Genomic DNA, 21,195 nt, shown 5'->3' with positions numbered 1-21,195 from the left:
CCCGAGACACTGGTCTCGGGTGTTGTTTAATGACGCGACCTCGATTGGAACCGCTCGACCTCGTCCGTCATGATGGCGTCGACACCAGTCATGTCCGGCAACTCGCTCGGGTCATTGATCGTGTAGAGACGAAGTGACCGATTTTGTTCGCGGAGCGTCGCCGCCTCCACTGTCCCGGTGAATTCCGGCTGGGCGTGGACGGCCTCGGCCCCGATCCGCTCGACGAACTCGATCAGATTCGGATGCCCGTCAGTTGTCAGGACGGCAATCCTCGCCTCACGGGCGATATCCCGCAATCGGATGAGCGTGTCCGGATTGAACGAGGAGAAGACGACGCGCTCTTCTAACTTGAACTCGGTGACGGCGAGCCACGTCAGATACTCGATCCCGTCATAGTCGAACCGGTCCGTCTTCAGCTCGATGTTGAGCGTGACGTCGGTCGGTTCGAGCAAGACGAGCACTTCCTCAAGCGTCGGGATCCGTTCCCCGCTCTCCGTCCGGAGCAAGCGGAGCTGCCGGAGCGTCATGTCTTTGACGAAACCGCTCCCGTTCGTCGTCCGGTCGACCGTCTCGTCATGGATGACGACGAGGCGTCCGTCGCGCGTCAATTGGACGTCGAGCTCGATGCCGTCGACATGTGGCAACGCCGCCTTGAACGCGCTTAGTGTGTTCTCCGGATACTTGGCGCTATAGCCGCGATGTGCGTAAATCAACATGTCACTGCCCCAAGGTGGAAGTTGTCTCATCGGCCGCGCGCTTCAACGCCTCTTCGACCGATACGCCTTGGTATAGGCTCTCCATCGCATTGACGACGCTTTGACGGGACTGCGGGAACGTCGAGATGAGCGCGCCTTGTGTCGCTGGTGAGGCTGTCGTCTCACTCAATTGATCGACCGTCACTTTCAGTTGCGGGTACTCGGCCCACATCTCTTTGACGATCGGCTCGTCATACGCCTCCGGATTGATGGCGAAGTAGCCCGTCTCGACGTGCCATTTGGCCTGTGCTTCTTTCGACGCCGCATACTTCATGAACTCCCATGCACCTTGCTTCGTCTCGTCGGCGATGCCGTCACCCATCCAGAGCGAGGCCCCGCCGATGATGACACCTTCCCGCTCCGCCTCGTTCGGCACCGGCAAGTATGATGCCCCGACCTCGAAGTCGGCGTTATCCGCGACGGTGCGAATCCCGGCCGACGAGTCGAGATACATGGCGACTTTCCCTGATTGGAAGGCGGCGCGCATGTCGTCCCAGTTTTGGCCGACGTTCATGAACGTCTTGTCGTCGTACATCTCTTTGATCAAGTTGAAGGCGTTCTGTCCTTCTTCCCCATCGAATACCGCTTTCGTCGGCGCACCGCTGCGCCCGTTGTCGTTATCGACGTAGAGCCCGCCTTGCGCGGCGACGAGCTGTTCGAAGAACCAGCCGTAGTTGAGCATCGTGAAGCCGGTCTGGCCGTCGGTCGTCAGTGCCTTCGCCGCCTGCTTCAGCTCGTCATACGTGCGCGGCGCTTTCTCCGGGTCGAGTCCCGCTTTTTCGAACGCATCCTTGTTATAGATGAGCACCGGTGTCGACGAGTTGAACGGCATCGAGTACTGCTTGCCGTCGACTTGATAGTAGCTCAAGATGTTCTCTTCCCAGACGCCCGTATCGAAGTCTTCTTTGTCGATGAACTCTTGGACCGGCGTGATTTTGTTCGAGTCGATCATATATTTCGTGCCGACCTCGAACGTCTGCATGATAGCCGGTGCGTCCGGTGACCCCGCGACGGCGTTGAACTTCGTGAGCGCCTCTTCATACGTGCCTTGGAACACCGGTTTCACTTCATACTCTTCTTGCGACTCGTTGAAGGCATCGACTTGGTTGTTGAGCGCGGTCTCTAAGTCCCCGCTCATCGCGTGCCAAAATACGACTTCCGTCTTCCCGTCCTCCGTCGCCGAAGCGGCCGGTTCCGCCTCTTCGCTACCACATGCCCCGAGCAACAATACCGAACTAGCCAACCCTGCGAATAACGCTTTCTTTTTCATCATGTATTCCCCCTATTATTTGATCGCACCTTGCGTCAGACCTTCTTGTAACTGCTTTTGTCCTGCGAATAACAACATCAGCGTCGGGATGATAATCAAGATGACCGCCGCCATGACGACACCCCAATCCGAGGCGACCTCGTTCGACTGCATCTGTTTAATCCCGATTTGCACCGTGCGTGCCTGCTCCGTGTTCGTGACGAGGAGCGGCCATAAGTACATGTTCCATGTTGTCAAGAAGCTATATACCGACAGTGTGACGAGCGGTGTCTTCGACACCGGCAAGACGACGTTCCAAAAGAAACGGAAGCGGCTGATGCCGGCGATTTGTGACGCCTCGTACATCTCGTACGGAATCGTCTTGAACTGTTGTCTTAGCAAAAACGTTCCGAACGCGAGCGCGAAGAACGGCACCGACAGCCCCCACACCGAGTTGAGCCAGCCGAGCGACTGAATCGTCAAGAAGTTCGGCACCATCGTCGCTTCCCACGGCACCATCATCGTCGCGAGGAAGAGCATGAAGATGAGCCCTTTCCCTTTGAAGTCGATGAAGACGAACGCGAAGGCGGCAAGACTCGACAAGACGACTTGTCCGACCATGACGAGGAGTGCGACGACGAGACTGTTCCATAAGTACGTCATGAGCGGGATCCGCTCAAAGGCGGCAATATAGTTGTCGAACGTGACGTCGCGCGGGATGAGGTTCCCTTTCAACACTTCGCTCCCGTCCATCAGGCTGATCGAGAACGCGTAGGCAATCGGGAACAGCATGACAACGGCGCTCAAGACGAGGAGCGTATACGTGACTACTTTCCGGAGCGTCATTGGTAATGCACCTTCCTTTCGACGAGCTTGAACTGGAGCCACGTCAACAGGAGGACCGTCAAGAACAAGAGCACGGCCTGCGCACTCGCCCCGCCGACGTTATAGTTGATGAACGCGTCCTTATAGATGGCGTAGACGATGACGTTCGTCGAGTTCGTCGGGCCGCCTTTCGTCAGCAAATCGATTTGCCCGAACGTCTGGAACGCATTGATGAGCGAGATGATGCCGACGAAGAAGAGCGTCGGAGACAGCATCGGGATCGTGATGGCCCGGAGCTGGGTCCAATATCCGGTTCCGGCGATGTCCGCACTCTCATACAGTGTCCGGTCGATGTTTTGCAGCCCGCCGAGGAGAATCAAGAACGTGAAGCCGATGTTCATCCAGACGGTCGCGAGCGACACGGACAGGAGCGCGTACTGCGGGTCGAGGAGCCACTGCACCCCGCTTGCCCCGACCGCTTCCAAGAAGCGATTGAAGATACCGATGGACGGGTTGTACATGAACATCCAAATGACCGACGAGGCTGCGACGCTCATCCCCATCGTCGCCGAGAACGCCGTCCGGAAGATGCCAATGCCGCGCAGCTTCTCGTTGGCGAGGAGCGCGAGCCCAAGCGCGATGATGATCGTGAGTGGGACGGTCAACAGGACGAAGCCGACCGTCGCCTGAATGCTCTGCCAAAACGAGGCGCTCGTGAACAGTTTGGCGTAATGCTCGCCGCCGACGTAGCTGAGCGGCGTCCCTTGCGTGTCCGTTTGAAAGAAACTCAAGTAAATCGTCCGGAACAACGGATAGACGAGAAAGATCCCAAATAACGCGATCGACGGGGACAAGTAGAGGAGTCCGCTCGTCGCGTCTGATAATCGGGTCCGGACGCGTTGTCTCGGAAGGGCGACCGTCATTGGAACACCTCCAACGCCTCGAACAGTTTCGGTTGCCGCGGTTCGATGCGATTTCCCGTCGCATCAAACAGTGACATCTGTTTCGGGTCGACGTAACAGGCAATCTTCTCCCCAATCGCGAGCGGCCATTGTCCGGGCCATTTGGCGAGCCACTCGACGCCGCCCATGTCAAAGGCGAGAATCGTCTCCGTGCCGAGCACTTCGATATTTTTCAATTCGGCGTAGAACGTGATCTCGTCTTTCGCCGGCGTGATTTGTTCCGGCCGGATGCCGAGCGTCGCCGTATCTTCTCGCGTCAGCGTGTTCGGGTGGAACAGGCGCCCGTCCGAGGCGACCCAGCCCTTGTCACTCCGTTGCACCGACGTCAAATTCATCGGCGGTGACCCGATGAACGAGGCGACGAACGTGTTCGCCGGCTTATTGTACAAATCGAGCGGTTGACCGACTTGTTGGACCTGGCCATCGTTCAACAGCATCATCCGGTCGGCCATCGTCATCGCCTCGACTTGGTCGTGCGTGACGTAAATCATCGTCAGCTTGAGCTTGCGTTGCAGCTGCCGGATCTCCGAGCGCATCTTGGCCCGAAGTTTCGCGTCCAAGTTCGAGAGCGGCTCGTCCATGAGGCAAATCGGCGACTCGGTCACGATGGCCCGGGCCAGTGCGACCCGTTGCCGTTGCCCGCCCGACAGTTCGCGCGGCTTCCGCTTCAAATAGTCGGTCAGTCCGAGCGTATCGGCCGCTTCCAAGCAACGTTCACGCTGCTCGAGCTTCGTCAGTCCTTTCGTATGTAACCCGAACGTGATGTTTTTCTCGACGGTCATGTGCGGATAGAGCGCATAGTTTTGGAATACCATCGATAGTTGCCGCTCGCTCGGTTTCAGTTCGTTCGCTGCGACGCCGTCAATGCGGAGCGTCCCGCTCGTGATCGATTCGAGCCCAGCGATCATCCGGAGCATCGTACTCTTGCCGCAGCCCGACGGTCCGACGAGGGCGAAGAATTCACCGGCCTCGATTGTCACGTCGATGCCACGGATGACTTCCGTCTCGTCGTATGATTTTTTGATATTCTGCAGTTGAATCGATTTCATATGATGTCCTCCTTCATTCCTTGCGACGCCCAAAGCCGCTCGTCCCCGGTCGAGACGGCGAACGCCCCGTGGGACAGGGCTTCATGCACGTGAATCGGTTTCCGGATCATCCCGCCTGTCACAATCGGCAACGAGACGTGTTCCGCGACGTGCTCGATGACACTCGGGATGAGACCCGGCATCAGTTCGAGCGCGTCCGGCTGTTGGTCTTTCGCCATCTTGATGCCTGAGGTGATCGCGTCCGAGTCGACGAGGAACAGGCGCTGCACCGTCATCAGGCCGGCCCGTTTGGCGTGTTGGATGACAGACGCCTTCGTCGTCACAATCCCGTCGGCGCCGACCCGTTTCGCCAAATAGTCGATGCCGTCCCGGTCGAGGCTGATGCCGTTGATGCGTTCGGCGTGCAGGAACACGGTCCGATTCTCACGCTTCAAATGGGCGACGTAGCGGTCGAGCGTGCTGAGCGTCCCCATCATGAGGAACGTCGTCGTCACATCCGACTGTAGGAACTTCTCGAGTTGTTTCGGTGATTTGATGGAGGCGATCATCTTCTCTTGTCCGATTGTGCGAAGTGTTTCATTCACTTGAATTCATCCTTCCCAAAAAAAGGACCAACAGAAACAGGACGTCATGGACGTACGGGCTTCTGTTGGTCTCTCCAATGTTCTACCAGTTGCTATTCACTTGGCATGAGGGGTCTCACAAGTCATATCGTAACGGATGAATGTAAAGTGTCTGTGAAGCGTGTGAAAAAAAGCGTAAACCTTTCATGAATGAGATTTACAAACCAGCCGAACTAACATCAATGTCTACTTGTTAACCGAGTTATACTGTTAGTGAGCGGAAATCGAGTAAAGCCTTCATTTGAGAATAACTAGGGGAGAATAGACGTGAAAAAAATTCAACTCACCGAACATGAGTGGACCCGCCAAAACATATGGGAAGGATGCATACTCGCCTCGATTGCCCATGCTGTTTTTATAGCGGATGCTCCTGATCTTGCGTACGAACATTCATGGGATGGTGACAACTACAGTACGAATGATGGCCAAGGAAGCAGAGGGACGGTGGCATTCGGTCAAGAGGTATATGCCGCAGGTTTCCGAAATGACCATCTCGCTTTGAACCCAGTAGATGCAAAGCAATACTTTATCGAAGCTCCGGACCAGGTACAACAAACAGCTGAACAAGAAACGCTTCAATACTTGTTAGATGAAGTGGATGGAGAGGTTCGTCCAGTCGTCACGACCGTCTTATGGGAAAGTGAACAGCACGTTTTTTCGAGTCATCCTTATGACATCATGCTTGAACGAGGAGCGGATCTTTTAGAAGTACAGGCATCAGAGTATGAAGCGGCTATTGAATTTTGGGAAGAAAATTACGAACTCACGGAACAACAACTAGCATTAGTGGAAAAACTATATCATTTAAAGTTGGAAGACCCTACTAGGCGTATTCTTTTAACGGAAGAGGACATTCAATCAATTAACGCAAATGATGTTGAAGGAATTGAAGAAAGTAGATGTTCTTTTTCTGAAATTGGAATTGAATGGCCAAGTTAATGATGATTCGATGAACAAAAGTTCTTATAAAAACGTGAGCCTGGAAGTTTACCAGGCTCACGTCATTTGTTTCTCATCATTTTTATCGTTAGGACATATCCGTTAGCGTCTGCCTCGCCTTCGCCAAGATGTCCGCTTTGACGGCATCATCCCGCCCTTGCCAGTTGCGGACCATCATCTTCATGCGTTGGTTCTTCGCGAATCGCTCCTCGTGCTTGTCGATAAAGTGCCAATACAACGCGTTGAACGGACAGGCGTCGTCCTCGGTCGTATGTTTCGGGTTGTATGTGCATCCTTTACAGTAGTCACTCATCTTATCGATATATTTTCCCGAGGCGATGTACGGCTTCGTCGCCAGCTTTCCGCCGTCCGCATGGAGCGCCATCCCGAGCACGTTCGGCAAGACGACCCAGTCGTAAGCGTCGATGTACATCTTATTGAACCAGTCGCTCGTCTGTTGTGGCGACACCTCGAACAGCGTCGCGAAGTTACCGAGCACCATGAGCCGTTGGATGTGATGGTTGTGCGCCTTCTCGATGACGGGCTTCACGCTCTGATGGATGCAGTTCATCTCCGTCTCGGCGTCCCAAAAGTAATCGGGTAAATCGCGTTCATACTTGAACGTATTGACCGACTCGTAGCCCGGCATCGACGCCACGTAGACGGCGCGCATAAATTCTCGCCATCCGAGAATTTGACGGACGAATCCTTCCACCGAGGCGAGCGGTGCGTCCGGTTCCACCGCCGCTTGGACGACCTCATCCGGAGTCAGCAGTCCGATGTTGATTGCTGCGGACAACAGACTGTGTGACATGTCTTGATTGTCCGACAGCATCGCGTCTTGATACGGACCGAACGTCTCGAGTCGCTCCTCAACGAACCGTTTCAATGCCCGCCGTGCCTCACTGCGCGTCACCGGCCAGACGAACGGAGTGATGTCTCCCGGATGGTCGGCGAAATCGCGATTCACTTTTTCGATGACGTCTTTCGTGATGACGTCCGGCCGGAAATGAATCGGTGCCGGGAACGTCAGCCCGGCTTTCGGCGGCTGGCGGTTGTCCGCATCGAACGACCATTTGCCACCCCTCGGTTTCCCATCCTCGAGCAAGACGTCAAACCGTTTCCGCATCTGGCGTTGAACTACCCCCACCTACGCTTCGCTTAGAGGTGGAGGATTCCTGAGTTATTCGACCTAACGGTCGAAACCTTATCAGGCTAACCCCGTCGTCCCGACGGTTGAAGAAGCTAAGATGCGTTCTGCTTCTTGTTTGAGGTTTATTCCTGCATTCACATCGCGGTCGTGATGAATCCCGCAACTCGGGCATCTCCATTCACGCAAGCCAAGATGCTTCACGTCTTTGTGTTGATGGCCGCAACTAGAACAGAGCTGGCTCGAGGCAAAGGTTTTCCCGACCTTCACGACGGTCTTCCCGTACCAGTCGGCTTTATACTCGAGCATGCTGAAGAATTCTGACCAACTGACCTCGGAAATCGACTTGCTCAACTTGCGGTTCTTTTGCATGTTCTTCACTTGCAAAGTCTCGATTCCGATGACGTCGTGGTTTTTGACGATCTCGGTCGATACCTTATGCAGGAAGTCAGTACGCTTGTTGGCAATCTTCTCATGGATGCGCGCGACTTTTCGCTTTTGCTTCTGATAGTTCTTCGCCTCGGAAAGTCTCACTTTCCTGTTTAGGGCGATGAGCTGACGACGTGACAACTTGCGCTGTTCGCGCGCAAGTTTCTTCTCGAGCGTGCGGAAGTAGCGGTCGTTCTTGTACACCGTGCCGTCCGACAGGATGGCGAAGTTCTTCAGCCCGACGTCGACGCCGACAGATGATTCTGTCTTCGGCAGTTCGTTGATCTCATGCTCTGCGAGCAGGGACACAAAGTACTTACCCGAAGCTGTGCGTCGGATCGTGGCGTTCAAGATTCGCCCCTCGACCTGTCTGGAGTTGGAAAAACGAACCCACTTCAACTTCGGAAGTTTGAGCTTGTTACCTACGATCGAGACTTCAGGAAGTTGATTCTTCTTCTCGATATTCGTCTTGTAAGATTGTACAGGGTTGCGCTTCGACTTGAATCGAGGCCGTTCGTTCTGCTTCTTAAAGAAACGATCATACGCATCGGCTAGGTGCTTGACGCTGGATTGAAGCGAATGACTATCTACTTCCTTGAGCCAGCCGAACTCTTGTTTTAGTAAAGGAATTTCTTTCGAACAAGAACCGTAGGACAGTCCTTTGCCTGTCTCTTTGTAGGTTTCATCCCACTTCGCTAAGAAGTGGTTGAACACGAAACGCGAACAACCGATCGTCTTGGCGATCAGGATTTCCTGTTCTTTTGTCGGGTAAATTCTGAATTTGTAAGCCTTATGTTTCAACATGAATTTCACCTCCTTGGAAGGAATTATACCCAAAAGAGAGGTTGGCGATTCACCTCCCACTTTCACTTCGTTTAGAAGTGGGAGTACTCTCGCCTAATTTGATAGAAGAGCGGCACGTCCGAATGTTCGACGAGCTTATATTTCTTCCCGAACTGACGCAACTTCTTCTCCATCGCGACGTCGGTGACGGCCGTATAATGGATTGCCTCCGGTTCGTATCGCTTGAAGTGGTCGTCCCACGCGTCCTGGAACGAATCGGCCTCATGATAGTCGACAGTGTAGCCCTTTTCTCGCAGTTCCTCAGCGAAGTGACGCATCGCCGAGAAGATGAGGACGAGTTTTTGTTTATGGTACGGCCGCCACGTCGACCGTGACGTCGCCTCAATCATGACGATGACGTCATCCTCCTCGATGTGATTGAATAGCTCGAGTTCGTGCGACAACTGATTGCCGAAAATCCAAAAGGAACGCATCGATTCAACTCCCCTCCTAATATGGTTATGCTATACTCAATCTACCTCGATGTTATTTAGAAAGGAATGGTTCGATGCGCTTCACACGTCTCCAAACATGGATTGACAGTCAATACGAGAATCCACGCGGCGTCGTCGGCACGTATATCGGTGAGAAGATGGTCAGGCAACACCGGGTCGAAGTCGATTGGACGATTGAGCAACTTCATATTCAGCCCGACAATCGCGTCCTCGATCTCGGTTGCGGGGCCGGCGACGCACTGGCACAGATGCTACGTGGCTATAATCACGTGCATGTGACCGGACTCGATCGTTCCCCGACCATCGTCCGCTCGGCGCTCCGACGAAATCAAACGGACGTGCATGTTGGGCGAGCCGAAGTCGTCCAAGGCGACCTCGGGACGCTCCCGTTCCCGGACGCGCAGTTTGACCGCGTCTTCAGCATCCACACACTCTACTTTTGGGAAGACGTGCCGGCGGTGCTTGCCGAGATTGATCGCGTGCTCGCACCAGGTGGGTCATTCGTCATCACGTACTGCGATGGGAAAGCTGACGTGACGTGGGATGGCATCGCGTCTATCGTGCGGGAACAGTTCATCCCCGCCGCTTCCGCTCTTAATTTGACCGATCTCGTCGAGACACGTGGACCTGACTCACGAGACTATCATACGGTCGCCGTGTCCGGACGAAAGCCCATCTAACGTCAACTCCGGCTCTTCCGGGTGACCGCTACCCCGCCAAAGCCGCTGATGATGGCGATATAGAAGCCCAAATCGTAGAACCAACCGGTGTTATTCACTTCATAGACGCGATACGTGTCATTGAACAATCCTAAAACGAGTGACACCGGTGCGATCCAACCATGCCAGACGCCCCAAAAGAAGCCGGCCGGGTCGGTCGTGTACGTCCCGTCGCCCGGCACACAGCCGCCGAGGACGACAATCAAACTGAGCATGATGGCCAATAATCCGATTCGTTTCATCATAAATCCCTCCTGCTATGAGTATTCCCGGTTTTACAGAAAACAGTACGGGCTAACGTGCGTTAGACGAACGAAAACAAGCAGCGACTCATTATGAGCCGCTGCTTGTTTTTCGTTACCGCCAAAGTTGGACCGTGTTCGCGAACTCGATATCGGTCGCGATTTCCCCGTCGAGGGCATGTAAATCGAAATCCTTGCCGTCGAGCCACTCCTGAAAATCGAAAATGACAGGGTCGCGGTCGCCACCGAGGGCGAACCACGTCTCGAGCGTCTCCGGGAAGTAAGCCGCCGTGTGAATCGTGCCGGCCCAGCTCTTATACAGCTCCGAGAAGACGCCCTTGTCCGAGTCGTTCATGAGCCGGAACGCACTCTCGGCGTCCTGGACGATATGTTGATACATCTTGATTTCCATCATCCGACGTGTTGAATCGTCGAGATGGTAACGGTTCTCGTGTTGCAACAGCTCGAAATGGTTCGTGCAGATGTTCGACTCGCGGACACGAATATCGCGCGGTGTCGCTTCGATGACGCGTGTCTTCGACGACTTGTCGTGGACGACATACGTGAACGAGCCGCGGTGCGGAATTTCTTGAAGCAGATCGACCGCTTCCTCGACCGTGGCGCACGTCTCGAGAATCATTCGGCCGATCATCTGGCAGACGAACCCATCTCCAGGCCGGCGGCGGTTGATGAAGTTATAGCCCATGGCGAGCCCTTTCTCGTTCATCCCGTCCATCCGGCCGGTGACGCGCGAAACGGGACCGATGACGGCGTAACCCTCATCTGGCTGGAACACGTTATAGCGTCCATCGTACGTCATCGGATGGTAGTCATAGTTGCGGACGAGGAAGTTGTCCCCCGTCAAAATCGAACAGCCGCTGACCGGGTTATTGACCCGGAAATGACCGAAGTGAAGGAGCGTGTCGGCGAGCGTCAACTCGAGTTCGTCCTGCAGACCGAGCAGTTCTTCCCAAATCTTCGGGGCGAACCGGTCGAACGCTTGCTTCGCCTCGCGCTCATCAATCTCAAAGCGCGGGACGCGGAGCTTCCACTGGTCGGTCCTATTCTCGAGCAGTTTGCTGCGCTTAATATAAGTACCTTGAAAGCGGCCAAAGTCATAGTGACTGCCGCGGAATTGTATGAGTTCACTTGAGACACGTTGCATGAAAAAACCTCCCTTGCGCCTAGTATAACGGACGCAACGGAGGTATGTCTGACTTGAGACTGTTTACAACTTGAACTGTCGACTCATACGTTGCATGTCCTCGGCCGTGTGCGACAAATCTTTGACGAGCCGGTTCATCGTCTCGCTCGTCGCCGACATCTGTTCGGTCGAGGCGGCCACTTCCTCGTTACCAGCCGTACTCTCTTCAGAAATCGACGCGATGTCAGAAAGACCACGTTTGATGTCGTCTTGGTTCGTCTTGACGCGTCCGAGCTGCCCTTGCATCGAGTTCGTCAGGCGTTGCATCTCCCGCACGCTCTGTTCAATCTCATTGAAGGCGCGCTTCGTCTCCTCGAGCGTCCGCTTGCCGTCCTCGGCAGCGTGCATGCTGTCCGTGAACGTCTCGCCGAGCGCAATCGAGTTTCGTTTGACGCTGCCAACGATTTCCGAAATCTCACTGACCGACCGGGCAACGCTATCGGATAACTTGCGAATCTCAGAAGCGACGACGGCGAAGCCTTTTCCATGCTCCCCGGCACGAGCCGCCTCGATGGCCGCGTTCAAGGCGAGCAAGTTCGTCTGCTCAGAGATTTGACGGATCATCGTGACGAGCGCCGTCACTTCGTCCGCCTGTTGCTCGAAGTCCTTCACTTGGCCTTGCGACTCGCGCACTTGCAGATGGATGTTCGTCATCTTGCCGACGGCATCCTCCATCAGTTCGAGCCCTTCTGCCGTCACCCGACTGACGACTTCCGCTTGTTCGCTCACGCCGTTCCCGTCGTGCGCCGTCTGGTCGACAAGTCCCGAAAACTCATTCATATGTCCGTACAGTTTCATCGTGAGCACGCTCTGATTCTCGACACCGCCCGCGATTTCTTCCATCGTGAACGCGATTTGACGCGAGGCATCGTTCACTTCTTCCGAGATGCTCGCCACGTTGCCGCTCTCATCGCGCACCGTCTGAGCGGACGTTTGTAATCCGGAAATCAAGTCGCGGAGCATTTTCGTCATCTGATCCATCGAGGCGGTAAGCCGCTTGATCTCATCGTTCGCTTTCAACTGGATGTTGTCCATCTCACGAGCCGCCGTCGCCAAATCCCCGCTCGCGATATGGGTCGCGACACGCTCGAGCTCCCGGAGCGGACGAAGTTTCCAGCCAAGGTAGCGCCAGATGATGACCGAGGCAATCCCAAGCAAGACGACGAGTCCGATGAGAATCGGCGGCAAGCTCTCTTGCAACACGTCTTCCGTCACCGCTGCGACATCACTCGCCCCTTTGTCGATTCCAAGTACACCGATGACGTCCCCGCCTTGTTTGATCGGAACGAGCACCGTCATATAGTCCCCGTACTCTGGGTCCTCGACAATCGGTGTCGTGACGGTCCCACCTTCAAACGCCGCTCTCGCGTCCGCAAACGATGTCGCCGTCGTCGGCGTTCCGATATCGACCGCGTCGGCCGCGCTCATACCATCGACGATGATTTGAAGCTCTTCGCCGTCGGCTGCGAGTGTGTACACATACATGGCCCCGATTTGCGTCCGATACGTGTCGAGCTGTTCCCGAAACTGCTCGAACCGTTCATCTTTCGCAGGGTTCTGTAAAAATGCCGCATACGCTTCCGCGTCGATCGCCTCGCTAATCCGGGCCCCGTCCGCCAACAGGACCGCTTGCATCGAGCTCTGTACCGTATGCTTCGTACTGACGTACTGCAACACGCCGAATGTGACGATGAGTAGCGTGATGAATGCCAACATCATCGCCAAAATCCGCGTCTGTAGCGATTGTGGTTTATTTCGTTTCATGTGATTCCCTCCATTCGTCCTTACTGTATGTATCGGACGATCTCCGAAAAAACTGCACAAAAAAACGGATGATTTTCGACAAAAATCATCCGTTCGTTCATTCATTTGTCGAATCTACAACCTCGAGCGGCATCGACACCTCAGCCTCGCCCTCTTCTCCGACATGGAAGAGAGGCAGCGTCTCGGTGACGAATAGGTCGGGGTTCAAATCCGCTTGATAGACGTAAGTTCGCACATCCCCTTCGCGTTCCGCGACGAGTTCACCGAACGGAATCGGGACACGCGTGCCGTCGACTTCATAACTAATGATCGTCGTCGGATCGAGGCGACGGTCTTCGAGCATCCGAATCGTGAACAACATCGTTGAGCTGTTCGTCCGCTCGAGCGAGACCGCAATCGATTCCGATTGGCCGGCTCGCTTGTCGATCATCGCATCATCAACGTCCTGTTCGAACACGACGTTCTCCTCGACCGGATCATCTTGCACTTGTTGGCAACCGACGATGGTCGCCAATCCGAGAATCAAGGCAATCACCAATACGCGCATCTCGTTCTCTCCTCACTTCAAGGCGAAAGTGAGTTCCGCTTCACAAGCAACTTCTCCATCGACTGTCGCCACGGCGCGTCCTTTACCGATCGGTCCGCGCACTTTCAAGATTTCGACCTCGAGGCGCAATTGATCGCCCGGGACGACTTGACGTTTGAAGCGACATCCGTCGATGCCTGCGAAGAACGCGAGCTTGCCGCGGTTCGACTCTTGCTTGAGCATCGCGAACGCGCCTACTTGCGCGAGCGCTTCGACGATCAAGACTCCAGGCATGACGTTATAGTCCGGGAAATGTCCATTGAAGAACTCTTCATTCGCCGTCACATTCTTTAATCCAACGGCCCGTTTGCCTTCTTCGACTTCAAGAATTCGGTCGATGAGCAAGAACGGGTACCGATGCGGGATCACTTCTTTAATCTGTTCAATCGTGTACATGGTTCCACCACCCTTATGATGTTAGCCAAAAATCGGTGATATGGCGCCACGTGTCGATGTTGAACACGTCCTTCCACTCGCCTCCGCCAATCACGCTGTACCCAATGATGGCCCCAATCGCAAGCATCACGAAAGCCAACAGCAGGACAACGATGACGCGTAACAAGATCGGGAAACGTCGATGGTTCGATAATCGCTTCCGCTCCGTCCGCTCTTTGGACTCGGTCTGTTCCGAGCCGTTCTGTTCTTCGTTCGCCACGTCCATACATCCTTTCAGCTGAATTAATCATAACATATTAGTACCTGGTATTAAAACTATTGCATGAGTTCTATATAAGTGTAACGTATCTACCATACGTCGAACAAGCGCCCGGCCTAGGGCAAGGGCGACGCTTCTGTGAAAAATACTGCCCGCTTCCACCTATGCTGTGCTACCGTAAGAGTATTCATCTTTTTAGGAGGGTTCATTTTTATGTGGAAAGAATTTAAAGAGTTTGCAATCAAAGGCAATGTAATTGACCTCGCCGTCGCCTTCATCCTCGGGGCCGCCTTCACGGCCATCGTCACGTCGCTCGTCAACGACATCTTCATGCCGTTCCTCGGCATCCTCATCGGCGGCATCGACTTCTCGACGCTCGCGGTGTCGGTGCTCGGCGTGAACGTGACGTACGGCAACTTCTTACAAGAAATCGTCAAGTTTCTCCTCGTCGCCTTCGCCTTGTTCATGATGGTCAAAGTGTTGAACCGTCTGAAACGTGAGAAAGCGGTCGAAGAGACACCAGAACCGGAACTGTCGCGGGAAGAGCAGCTCCTATCTGAAATCCGTGACTTGTTAAAAGAGCGTCCATAACGCAGTAACGCCTGAACCGAAGTCGGTTCAGGCGTTTTTGTCGAGGATCGACATCACTCGGCTGACGGCGTCCGTGAGAAGCGGTTCTGCCTGGTGCATCGCCTCGGCGAGCTTCATTTCCCGGGAAATGATTGAAAACACGGCACGGATTCCGGCGTCCGGAACGGCGATTATGTCTGTTTGCCCGGCGAAGACGAGCGTCGGGACACCATATGCGTGGGCGAGGCACGCCAAACCGTATGGCGCTTTCCCATGAAGGGATTGCTCATCGAAGCGACCTTCTCCCGTGATCAACCAGTCGGTCGTGCGCAGTTTCTCTTCCAGGTTCGACCAGCGTATGACTTCTTCAATGCCGCTCACGTACCGGGCACCGAGCTGATAGAGCGCGAAACCGATGCCTCCGGCTGCGCCCGCCCCAGACCGCTTGGCCAAATCACGTTCGAAACAACGGGCGTACGCGGCAAGCAGTTCGTCATAGCGCACGACGTCCTCTGGCGCCAACCCTTTCTGCGGTCCGAACACGGCGGCCGCTCCCATTGGTCCAAGCAATGGATTCGTCACGTCCGAGGCGATGCGCCATTCGACATGACCCGCTTCCGGGAGGAGTCCTGTCCAATCGACTTGCACGACGCGCTCGAGTTGATGCGGGAACGATCCAATGACATGTCCAAACTCATCGAAGAAGCGGACACCGAGCGCCTCGAGCAAACCCTTTCCCCCGTCGACGGTCGCGCTCCCGCCGAGACCGACGGTAATGCGTGTCGCCCCGCGCTCGAGCGCATGCCGGATTTGCAAACCCGTTCCGTAAGAACTATAGCACCACGGGTCGAGCGTATCGACGAGTGTGAGCCCGGACGCCTCGGCCACTTCGATGACCGCTTCTCGTCCCGCCTCGAGCCACCCGTAACGCGTTGTTCCTAACGTCCCGTCGAGCGACATGACGTCCTGCGTGACGATTTCGGCATCCGGATGTGTCAGCAGCCACGCGTCTAAAAAGCCTTCGCCGCCGTCTGAGATCGGTACCTCGACGACGTCGTGCCCAGCGAGCGCCCGACCAACCGCTCGGTTCGCCTCCACACTCGTCATCGACCCTTTGAACGAATCCATCGCCACGACAATTCGCATATTCATCCCTCCTCTGCTTCATTATAATGTAAAAACCGCTCCTCCGAAGAGAAGCGGGATGACTCATTCCATCGTTAATTTATCAGCGATTGATTGGCGGAGTTGATAGATGTTTCCTTTTATGTCTTGGGCCTCAAGTGAGACGCCCCCATCATCAAAGAAGTATCTCGTCGTAAACACCAGTTCACCGCCATTTAAATAAACCTCGACGACACTTCCATCGACAAAGATTCGAACTGTCGCCTCCCCCGGGCAAATCTCGCCTCGTCGTGTTGTCCCGTACTGTTCCCCGAATGGATAATTTGTGTTCGATCGATCCAATACGACCTGCCCTTGGACATGATCAATTTCAAGACGAAGTCCTTGGTCGTACTGATGGAACAAGGTAACGGTCGAGACATCGCCACTCAAGGTGAAATCAAGTTCAAAATGATTACTGACCGGGGTAAAGTGAAAGGTATCCTGTTCATGAACAGATTCACTCCGATTCCGTAGCAATGCCAACGCTTCGACAGGTTGTTGGATTAGACGGTTTCCGCGTAGCGTCAACTGTCGAGGCAGCGTCAAGCTATGGGCCCATTCCTCACGGTCAGACGGGTAGTCGACTTCCCCCATTCCCGCCCAAGCGAACAAGATGCGCTGTCCGTCCATCTCAAACGTTTGAGGTGCGTATACATCAAATCCACGGTCTAACTCTTCATAGAAGTCGACGTCGAATTGAAGGGTGTCCCAATCCATTTCTCCGACTAGATAAACGACATTGTACAGGTTTTCATAGCGTCCTTCTTGAGGTGCAATGCCTTGCGGGGAGAGCAGCAACACATCTTTTCCTCCAAGTTGAAAATAATCAGGGCATTCCAACATAAAGCCAGGCTCATCGTATCCCTTTAGCGTAACTTCTCCTTCAAACGACCATCTAATCCCATCACTTGAAGAATAAACAATTATTGCTCCCGTGCCGTTCAGGCGTTGCGCCCCGAGCAACATTCTATACCCATCCTTATAGCGCACCACTTTAGGGTCTCGGACATGTCCGGTATAACCGCTAGGCGGGCCTTCAATCAACGGGTTGAGTGGGTATTTTTCAATCGCTCCATGATGGTCCATGACGGCTAAACATTGATTCGCACTACGTCCACCATCTGTGTACTTGATATTTCCGGTGTAATACAAGTGCAGTTTCCCGTCGATTTCGATGCTGGTTCCAGAATAAGCCCCGTTTGCTTCATAGTCGTACTCGGGGACGAGCGCAACTTTTTGGCGCTCCCAATCCACCAAGTTTTTAGAACTCACATGCGCCCAATGTTTCATCGCATGCGTCGGCGCAAACGGATGCCATTGATAAAAGACATGAAACGCTCCATTATAGTAGGCCAGTCCATTCGGATCATTCAATAATCCGAAACCTGGATGAATGTGATAAGACGGTTTCCACTTTGAAAGTGCCGCTTGTTGTTCTAACCGTTCGAGTTCGCCCGGCGCTGCCTGGTCAAGAGAACGGTAGCGATCGGATGTATCGATTTTCGTGTTCAATGTGAAAACACCTCCTGTTTACTCTATGATTGGTTTCTTCACTTTCATATAAGCCATCGTTAGCACCGTGCCGACCAAGAGGGCGAGAACGTTCGCTACGACATAATGGATATGACCATTCCCCTCAGCCGCGATAATGGCAAACCCAGGGAAAGCCGTGGCACCGAAGCCAAGCGCTTGGACAGACGTGATGTAAATATAGGCTCCGCCTAATGAACCCGCGATACATCCTGTGACGAGCGGGAACTTATGTTTAATGTTCACCCCGAACAAGGCCGGCTCGGAAATACCGAACAACGTCGAGCCAAAGGCCGACAGTCCGACCTGCTTCACTTTCTGGTTCTTCCAAAGGGCGAGCGTGAAGCCAAGTACGGCCCCGCCTTGCCCCATCAATGCGACAGACATAAGCGGCATGATGAAATTGCGTCCGGTGTCCGCAATCAATTGAGCCTCGACTGCCCCGATGACATGATGAAGACCCGTGATGACCACAACTTGCTGAATTCCTGCAAACAGCATGAATCCAAAAATCCCTAAGTTCTCAACGGACCAAAGGAGCCCATCTGTAATCAAATTCGCAAGCGCTCGTCCGAAAGGTCCGACCGCGACGAACAACAAGAAACCTGAAACGATAATCGTCAAGAACGGTGCCAAGAATAATTTCAACATATCTGGAACTTTGCGACTAAAGAATTGATCGAATTTGGCAACGACGAGACCCATGAGGAGGGCGATGATGATTCCTCCTTGGAACCCGACAAGAGAAACGTTTAAACCAAATAGGCTGATGACTTCTGGATCGACCGTTCCATTCCCGACCAAGTAAGCGTTCGCTAAGTCCGGATGTAACATGATTGCCCCAAGCACCAATCCTAAAACAGGATTACCGCCAAATCGTTTCGTCGCCGAATATACGACCAACAGGGGTAAAATCGTGAAAATTCCAGTAGACATGATCGAGACAAAGCGGTTGAACCCGGCTATGCCCGGATACATCTCGATGATCGACCGTTCACCGAATATACCTTGTTGACTCATGAGCCCTGTCAACCCCATAAGCAAGGCAGCCGCGAGCAGGCCAGGAATGATATCGACGAATACGTCTGACAATGCTTTGATGCCTCGTTGGAACGGATTTTGTTTTTTCGCAGACTCTTGTTTCACGTCACCGAGTGACATCGACTCAATCCCTGCTTCTCGACAAAATTCACGATAGACATCATTCACCGTTCCTGCCCCGTAAATGATTTGAAGCTGATCACCGGCCATGAAAGATCCTTTCACATGAGGAAGTTCATCAATCGCTTTTAAATCCGCGAGCGAGTCATCTTTCATCACGATTCGAAGGCGCGTCGCACAATGGGCCGCAGCTTGAATGTTTTTCTTACCGCCCAACAGTTCAATCAATCGACCGATCATCGGGGTATACTTTAATTCGTTCATTCTTAATCCTCCTCTAATAAGTTCATTAACTATCAGAAAACAGGAACCGGTTCCGGTATTAGCCGAGAATAAGGTTCCAATTCGTGATTTCGAACTGGAACCGGTTCCTGTTATTTATATTATCCTTTCGCTTCTCATTTTGCAAGAGAGAAATGAAAACGTTATCAGCTTTTTTTATTTTGTTTCACGCTTGCCCCGGGTATGAAATCAAATCCACTCATTTGAAGATGCGGGACATCTTGCCCACAGGCCAAACGGATCATTGCTTGAGCCGCCCGATTCCCTACTTCCTCGTTTCGATAACGAATCGTCGTCAAAGGCGGATTCAAAATCTCAGAGAAGTAATAGCCTCCGAATCCGGTGACGGATAAGTCATTCGGGATGGATCGTCCCGCTTCATGCATGGCCCGAATCACCCCGTAAGCAATGTTGTCAGTAGCACATACCACGGCCGTGAAAGAATCGTGGACCAGAAGCGATTGACACAGCTCATAGGCAGCTTCGTATGTAAAATCGGTGACGTATGATCGGATAGCGACATCTTTTGTCATCAATCCTTCAATCACGCCCGCTTTTCGTTTTTGGCCGACCGCTTGATCCTCCTCACTGACCCCCAAATAAACTACCTCACGATGACCGCTTTCGGCGACATACCGACCGATATGATAGCCCGCCTCGTAGTCATCGTTCACAATAGAACTCCATCTCGAACTTTCTTGTCCCACAATCAGCACCGGGATATCAATCGAAGCAATCATCTCATCCAACTCTGCGGTGATTTGGGTTGAAATCAAAATAACCCCGTCTACTTTTTGACGGGCCAATTGTTCCAACGCCTCGATTTCTTCCTCAATTTGCTTTGATGTGCTTACAATCAGCATGAAATAGCCTTGTCGTTTCAACTCTCGTTCAATCGCCATCAACACAGCGGATGTGACAAGAGAATCTAGTGTCGGAGCGACGACGCCAATCATCCGAGTCCGTTTTGCTTTCAAACTTTGGGCAAACGTGTTCGGTTCATAATTAGTCGCATCGATGACTTGTTTTATTTTTGCTTTTGTCTTCTTACTGACTTGTCCACCGTTTAAATAACGAGAAACTGTACTTTTGGCCACTCCCGCCTGCTCGGCAATGTCTGTAATCGTAAGACGTGATTTCTCCATGTCGATATCTTTCTCCCTCGCATCGCTTCAACCGCTTTTGTTCTAGTGTACTCGAAATTCTATAAAACAAAAACCGCCCTTCCGAGGAAGAACGGTCTGTGATTAACGGAGTGACGTGACGAGTCCCATCATCTGATCACTCATCGACAACGCCCGTGAATTCATCTGATACGCGCGCTGTGTGATCGTCATGTCGGTCATCTCTTTCGTCAAATCGACGTTCGACGATTCGAGCGTGCCTTCAATCAACAGATTGCCGAGCGGACGATCGACGTCCACCGCCAAGTCGGCAGCATAGACGTTGTCACCGAGTTGGCGGAGCGCCGACGTGTTACGCACCTCGACGATATCGAGACGGCCGAACTCTTGCTCGACCCCGTTCACGCTGGCGACGACCATCCCGTCTTGACGGACGCGGTGCGCCGTCGCCTCGTTCGGCATGACGATCGGATTGCCGTCCGCACCAAGGAGGGCATTCCCGTTCACGTCGACGAGCGTCGTCGTATCACCGACCGACAGCTGCATGTTCCCGCTCCGGGTCAATCCGACACCGTTCTCTGTCTCGACGGCGAAGAACTGGCGGCTCGCTTTCAAGAACACATCAAGGCCACGGTCCGTCTTCCGGATTTGGCCGATATTGAACTGTTGACTGATGTCAGCGACGTGGCCGCCAACGCCGATGCGAATCCCATTCGGGGTGTCACGTCCGACTTCAAGCTCGGCACGCGGTTGATTGTCGTACGCCTGCGACAAGAGCGAGGCGAAGTGGGTCTGTTCCCGCTTATAGCCGGCCGTGTCGACGTTGGCGATGTTATGGCCCGTCACGTCAAGTTGACGCTGAAGCTGGGTGAGCGACGAGACCGAGTTATAGATCGATTGCATGGGCTTCCT

The 21,195-nt window shown here is 53.7% G+C and carries 23 protein-coding genes; 3 read left to right on the top strand and 20 right to left on the bottom strand.

Translation table 11 applies throughout. From position 1 onward, the window contains the following. Positions 1-26: 26 nt before the first annotated feature. The 6 genes from KNP79_RS07105 to KNP79_RS07080 are packed head-to-tail and all read right to left on the bottom strand — an operon-like array spanning position 27 to position 5,424. A complete protein-coding gene (locus KNP79_RS07105; RefSeq protein WP_215191708.1) occupies positions 27-746 on the bottom strand; it encodes a glycerophosphodiester phosphodiesterase in 720 nt (239 codons plus the stop codon). After that, complete coding sequence (locus tag KNP79_RS07100; RefSeq protein WP_371743422.1) at positions 718-2,028, bottom strand: ABC transporter substrate-binding protein; 1,311 nt, start codon at positions 2,026-2,028, stop codon at positions 718-720. Before KNP79_RS07100 ends, KNP79_RS07105 begins: the two co-directional genes overlap by 29 nt. A 12-nt stretch (positions 2,029-2,040) precedes the next feature. Next, positions 2,041-2,850 (bottom strand): carbohydrate ABC transporter permease, encoded by an 810-nt coding sequence (locus tag KNP79_RS07095; RefSeq protein WP_214751122.1) that lies wholly within the window; start codon positions 2,848-2,850, stop codon positions 2,041-2,043. Further along, positions 2,847-3,752, bottom strand: coding sequence for a carbohydrate ABC transporter permease (locus tag KNP79_RS07090; RefSeq protein ID WP_034779185.1), 906 nt, complete (start codon positions 3,750-3,752; stop codon positions 2,847-2,849). Before KNP79_RS07090 ends, KNP79_RS07095 begins: the two co-directional genes overlap by 4 nt. Then, positions 3,749-4,840, bottom strand: a complete 1,092-nt coding sequence (locus tag KNP79_RS07085) for an ABC transporter ATP-binding protein (protein WP_034779187.1) — start codon at positions 4,838-4,840, stop codon at positions 3,749-3,751. The genes KNP79_RS07090 and KNP79_RS07085 overlap by 4 nt, the downstream gene beginning before the upstream one ends. After that, positions 4,837-5,424 carry a glycerol-3-phosphate responsive antiterminator gene (locus KNP79_RS07080; RefSeq protein ID WP_021066164.1) on the bottom strand — a complete coding sequence of 196 codons (588 nt, stop codon included), beginning with the start codon at positions 5,422-5,424 and terminating at the stop codon, positions 4,837-4,839. The genes KNP79_RS07085 and KNP79_RS07080 overlap by 4 nt, the downstream gene beginning before the upstream one ends. 306 nt (positions 5,425-5,730) lie before the next feature. On the opposite strand from KNP79_RS07080, the gene KNP79_RS07075 reads away from it, so the two are divergent. Further along, positions 5,731-6,402 carry a hypothetical protein gene (locus KNP79_RS07075; RefSeq protein WP_131471409.1) on the top strand — a complete coding sequence of 224 codons (672 nt, stop codon included), beginning with the start codon at positions 5,731-5,733 and terminating at the stop codon, positions 6,400-6,402. A gap of 88 nt (positions 6,403-6,490) precedes the next feature. Here KNP79_RS07075 and KNP79_RS07070 read toward each other — a convergent pair whose 3' ends face one another. From KNP79_RS07070 to KNP79_RS07060, 3 genes are all read right to left on the bottom strand, one after another. Next, positions 6,491-7,531 carry a cryptochrome/photolyase family protein gene (locus tag KNP79_RS07070; protein WP_251132902.1) on the bottom strand — a complete coding sequence of 347 codons (1,041 nt, stop codon included), beginning with the start codon at positions 7,529-7,531 and terminating at the stop codon, positions 6,491-6,493. Between the two features lie 81 nt (positions 7,532-7,612). Beyond that, the gene (gene tnpB / locus KNP79_RS07065; RefSeq protein WP_131471411.1) at positions 7,613-8,785 is read right to left on the bottom strand and encodes an IS200/IS605 family element RNA-guided endonuclease TnpB; all 1,173 of its coding nucleotides are present in this window, start codon (positions 8,783-8,785) and stop codon (positions 7,613-7,615) included. Between the two features lie 71 nt (positions 8,786-8,856). Continuing rightward, positions 8,857-9,258, bottom strand: a complete 402-nt coding sequence (locus KNP79_RS07060; protein ID WP_251130789.1) for a cryptochrome/photolyase family protein — start codon at positions 9,256-9,258, stop codon at positions 8,857-8,859. Positions 9,259-9,332: 74 nt separating this feature from the next. On the opposite strand from KNP79_RS07060, the gene KNP79_RS07055 reads away from it, so the two are divergent. Next, positions 9,333-9,959 (top strand): class I SAM-dependent methyltransferase, encoded by a 627-nt coding sequence (locus tag KNP79_RS07055; RefSeq protein ID WP_215191704.1) that lies wholly within the window; start codon positions 9,333-9,335, stop codon positions 9,957-9,959. 2 nt (positions 9,960-9,961) lie between these two features. Here KNP79_RS07055 and KNP79_RS07050 read toward each other — a convergent pair whose 3' ends face one another. From KNP79_RS07050 to KNP79_RS07025, 6 genes are all read right to left on the bottom strand, one after another. Then, the gene (locus KNP79_RS07050) at positions 9,962-10,240 is read right to left on the bottom strand and encodes a hypothetical protein (protein ID WP_200881495.1); all 279 of its coding nucleotides are present in this window, start codon (positions 10,238-10,240) and stop codon (positions 9,962-9,964) included. A 115-nt stretch (positions 10,241-10,355) separates the two neighbouring features. After that, positions 10,356-11,405: a C45 family autoproteolytic acyltransferase/hydrolase gene (locus tag KNP79_RS07045; protein ID WP_215191703.1), complete on the bottom strand. Its 1,050-nt coding sequence runs from the start codon at positions 11,403-11,405 to the stop codon at positions 10,356-10,358. A 63-nt stretch (positions 11,406-11,468) separates the two neighbouring features. Beyond that, positions 11,469-13,208, bottom strand: coding sequence for a methyl-accepting chemotaxis protein (locus KNP79_RS07040; protein WP_021066158.1), 1,740 nt, complete (start codon positions 13,206-13,208; stop codon positions 11,469-11,471). A gap of 97 nt (positions 13,209-13,305) precedes the next feature. Continuing rightward, positions 13,306-13,755 carry a hypothetical protein gene (locus KNP79_RS07035; RefSeq protein WP_214719364.1) on the bottom strand — a complete coding sequence of 150 codons (450 nt, stop codon included), beginning with the start codon at positions 13,753-13,755 and terminating at the stop codon, positions 13,306-13,308. A gap of 12 nt (positions 13,756-13,767) precedes the next feature. After that, positions 13,768-14,190, bottom strand: a complete 423-nt coding sequence (fabZ, locus tag KNP79_RS07030) for a 3-hydroxyacyl-ACP dehydratase FabZ (RefSeq protein ID WP_021066156.1) — start codon at positions 14,188-14,190, stop codon at positions 13,768-13,770. Positions 14,191-14,203: 13 nt separating this feature from the next. Then, positions 14,204-14,455 carry a DNA-directed RNA polymerase subunit beta gene (locus KNP79_RS07025; RefSeq protein WP_029594701.1) on the bottom strand — a complete coding sequence of 84 codons (252 nt, stop codon included), beginning with the start codon at positions 14,453-14,455 and terminating at the stop codon, positions 14,204-14,206. A gap of 207 nt (positions 14,456-14,662) precedes the next feature. On the opposite strand from KNP79_RS07025, the gene mscL reads away from it, so the two are divergent. After that, positions 14,663-15,040: a large-conductance mechanosensitive channel protein MscL gene (gene mscL, locus KNP79_RS07020; RefSeq protein WP_215191701.1), complete on the top strand. Its 378-nt coding sequence runs from the start codon at positions 14,663-14,665 to the stop codon at positions 15,038-15,040. A gap of 27 nt (positions 15,041-15,067) precedes the next feature. Here the strand turns inward: mscL and KNP79_RS07015 are convergent, their stop codons facing one another. From KNP79_RS07015 to KNP79_RS06995, 5 genes are all read right to left on the bottom strand, one after another. Continuing rightward, positions 15,068-16,165 carry a glycerate kinase family protein gene (locus tag KNP79_RS07015; protein ID WP_251132901.1) on the bottom strand — a complete coding sequence of 366 codons (1,098 nt, stop codon included), beginning with the start codon at positions 16,163-16,165 and terminating at the stop codon, positions 15,068-15,070. 63 nt (positions 16,166-16,228) lie between these two features. After that, positions 16,229-17,698: a glycoside hydrolase family 32 protein gene (locus KNP79_RS07010; RefSeq protein ID WP_215191699.1), complete on the bottom strand. Its 1,470-nt coding sequence runs from the start codon at positions 17,696-17,698 to the stop codon at positions 16,229-16,231. Between the two features lie 18 nt (positions 17,699-17,716). Beyond that, positions 17,717-19,141 (bottom strand): PTS transporter subunit EIIC, encoded by a 1,425-nt coding sequence (locus KNP79_RS07005; RefSeq protein ID WP_215191697.1) that lies wholly within the window; start codon positions 19,139-19,141, stop codon positions 17,717-17,719. Positions 19,142-19,305: 164 nt separating this feature from the next. Beyond that, positions 19,306-20,304: a LacI family DNA-binding transcriptional regulator gene (locus KNP79_RS07000; RefSeq protein ID WP_215191695.1), complete on the bottom strand. Its 999-nt coding sequence runs from the start codon at positions 20,302-20,304 to the stop codon at positions 19,306-19,308. Positions 20,305-20,406: 102 nt separating this feature from the next. Continuing rightward, the gene (locus KNP79_RS06995; protein WP_215191694.1) at positions 20,407-21,186 is read right to left on the bottom strand and encodes a flagellar hook-basal body protein; all 780 of its coding nucleotides are present in this window, start codon (positions 21,184-21,186) and stop codon (positions 20,407-20,409) included. Between the last annotated feature and the right edge of the window lie 9 nt (positions 21,187-21,195).

The sequence above is a fragment of the Exiguobacterium sp. s7 genome (assembly GCF_018618195.1).
Taxonomy (GTDB): Bacteria; Bacillota; Bacilli; order Exiguobacteriales; family Exiguobacteriaceae; genus Exiguobacterium; species Exiguobacterium mexicanum_A.
Note: the sequence above shows the minus strand (reverse complement) of the source record. Positions and strands in the feature narration are given on the sequence as shown.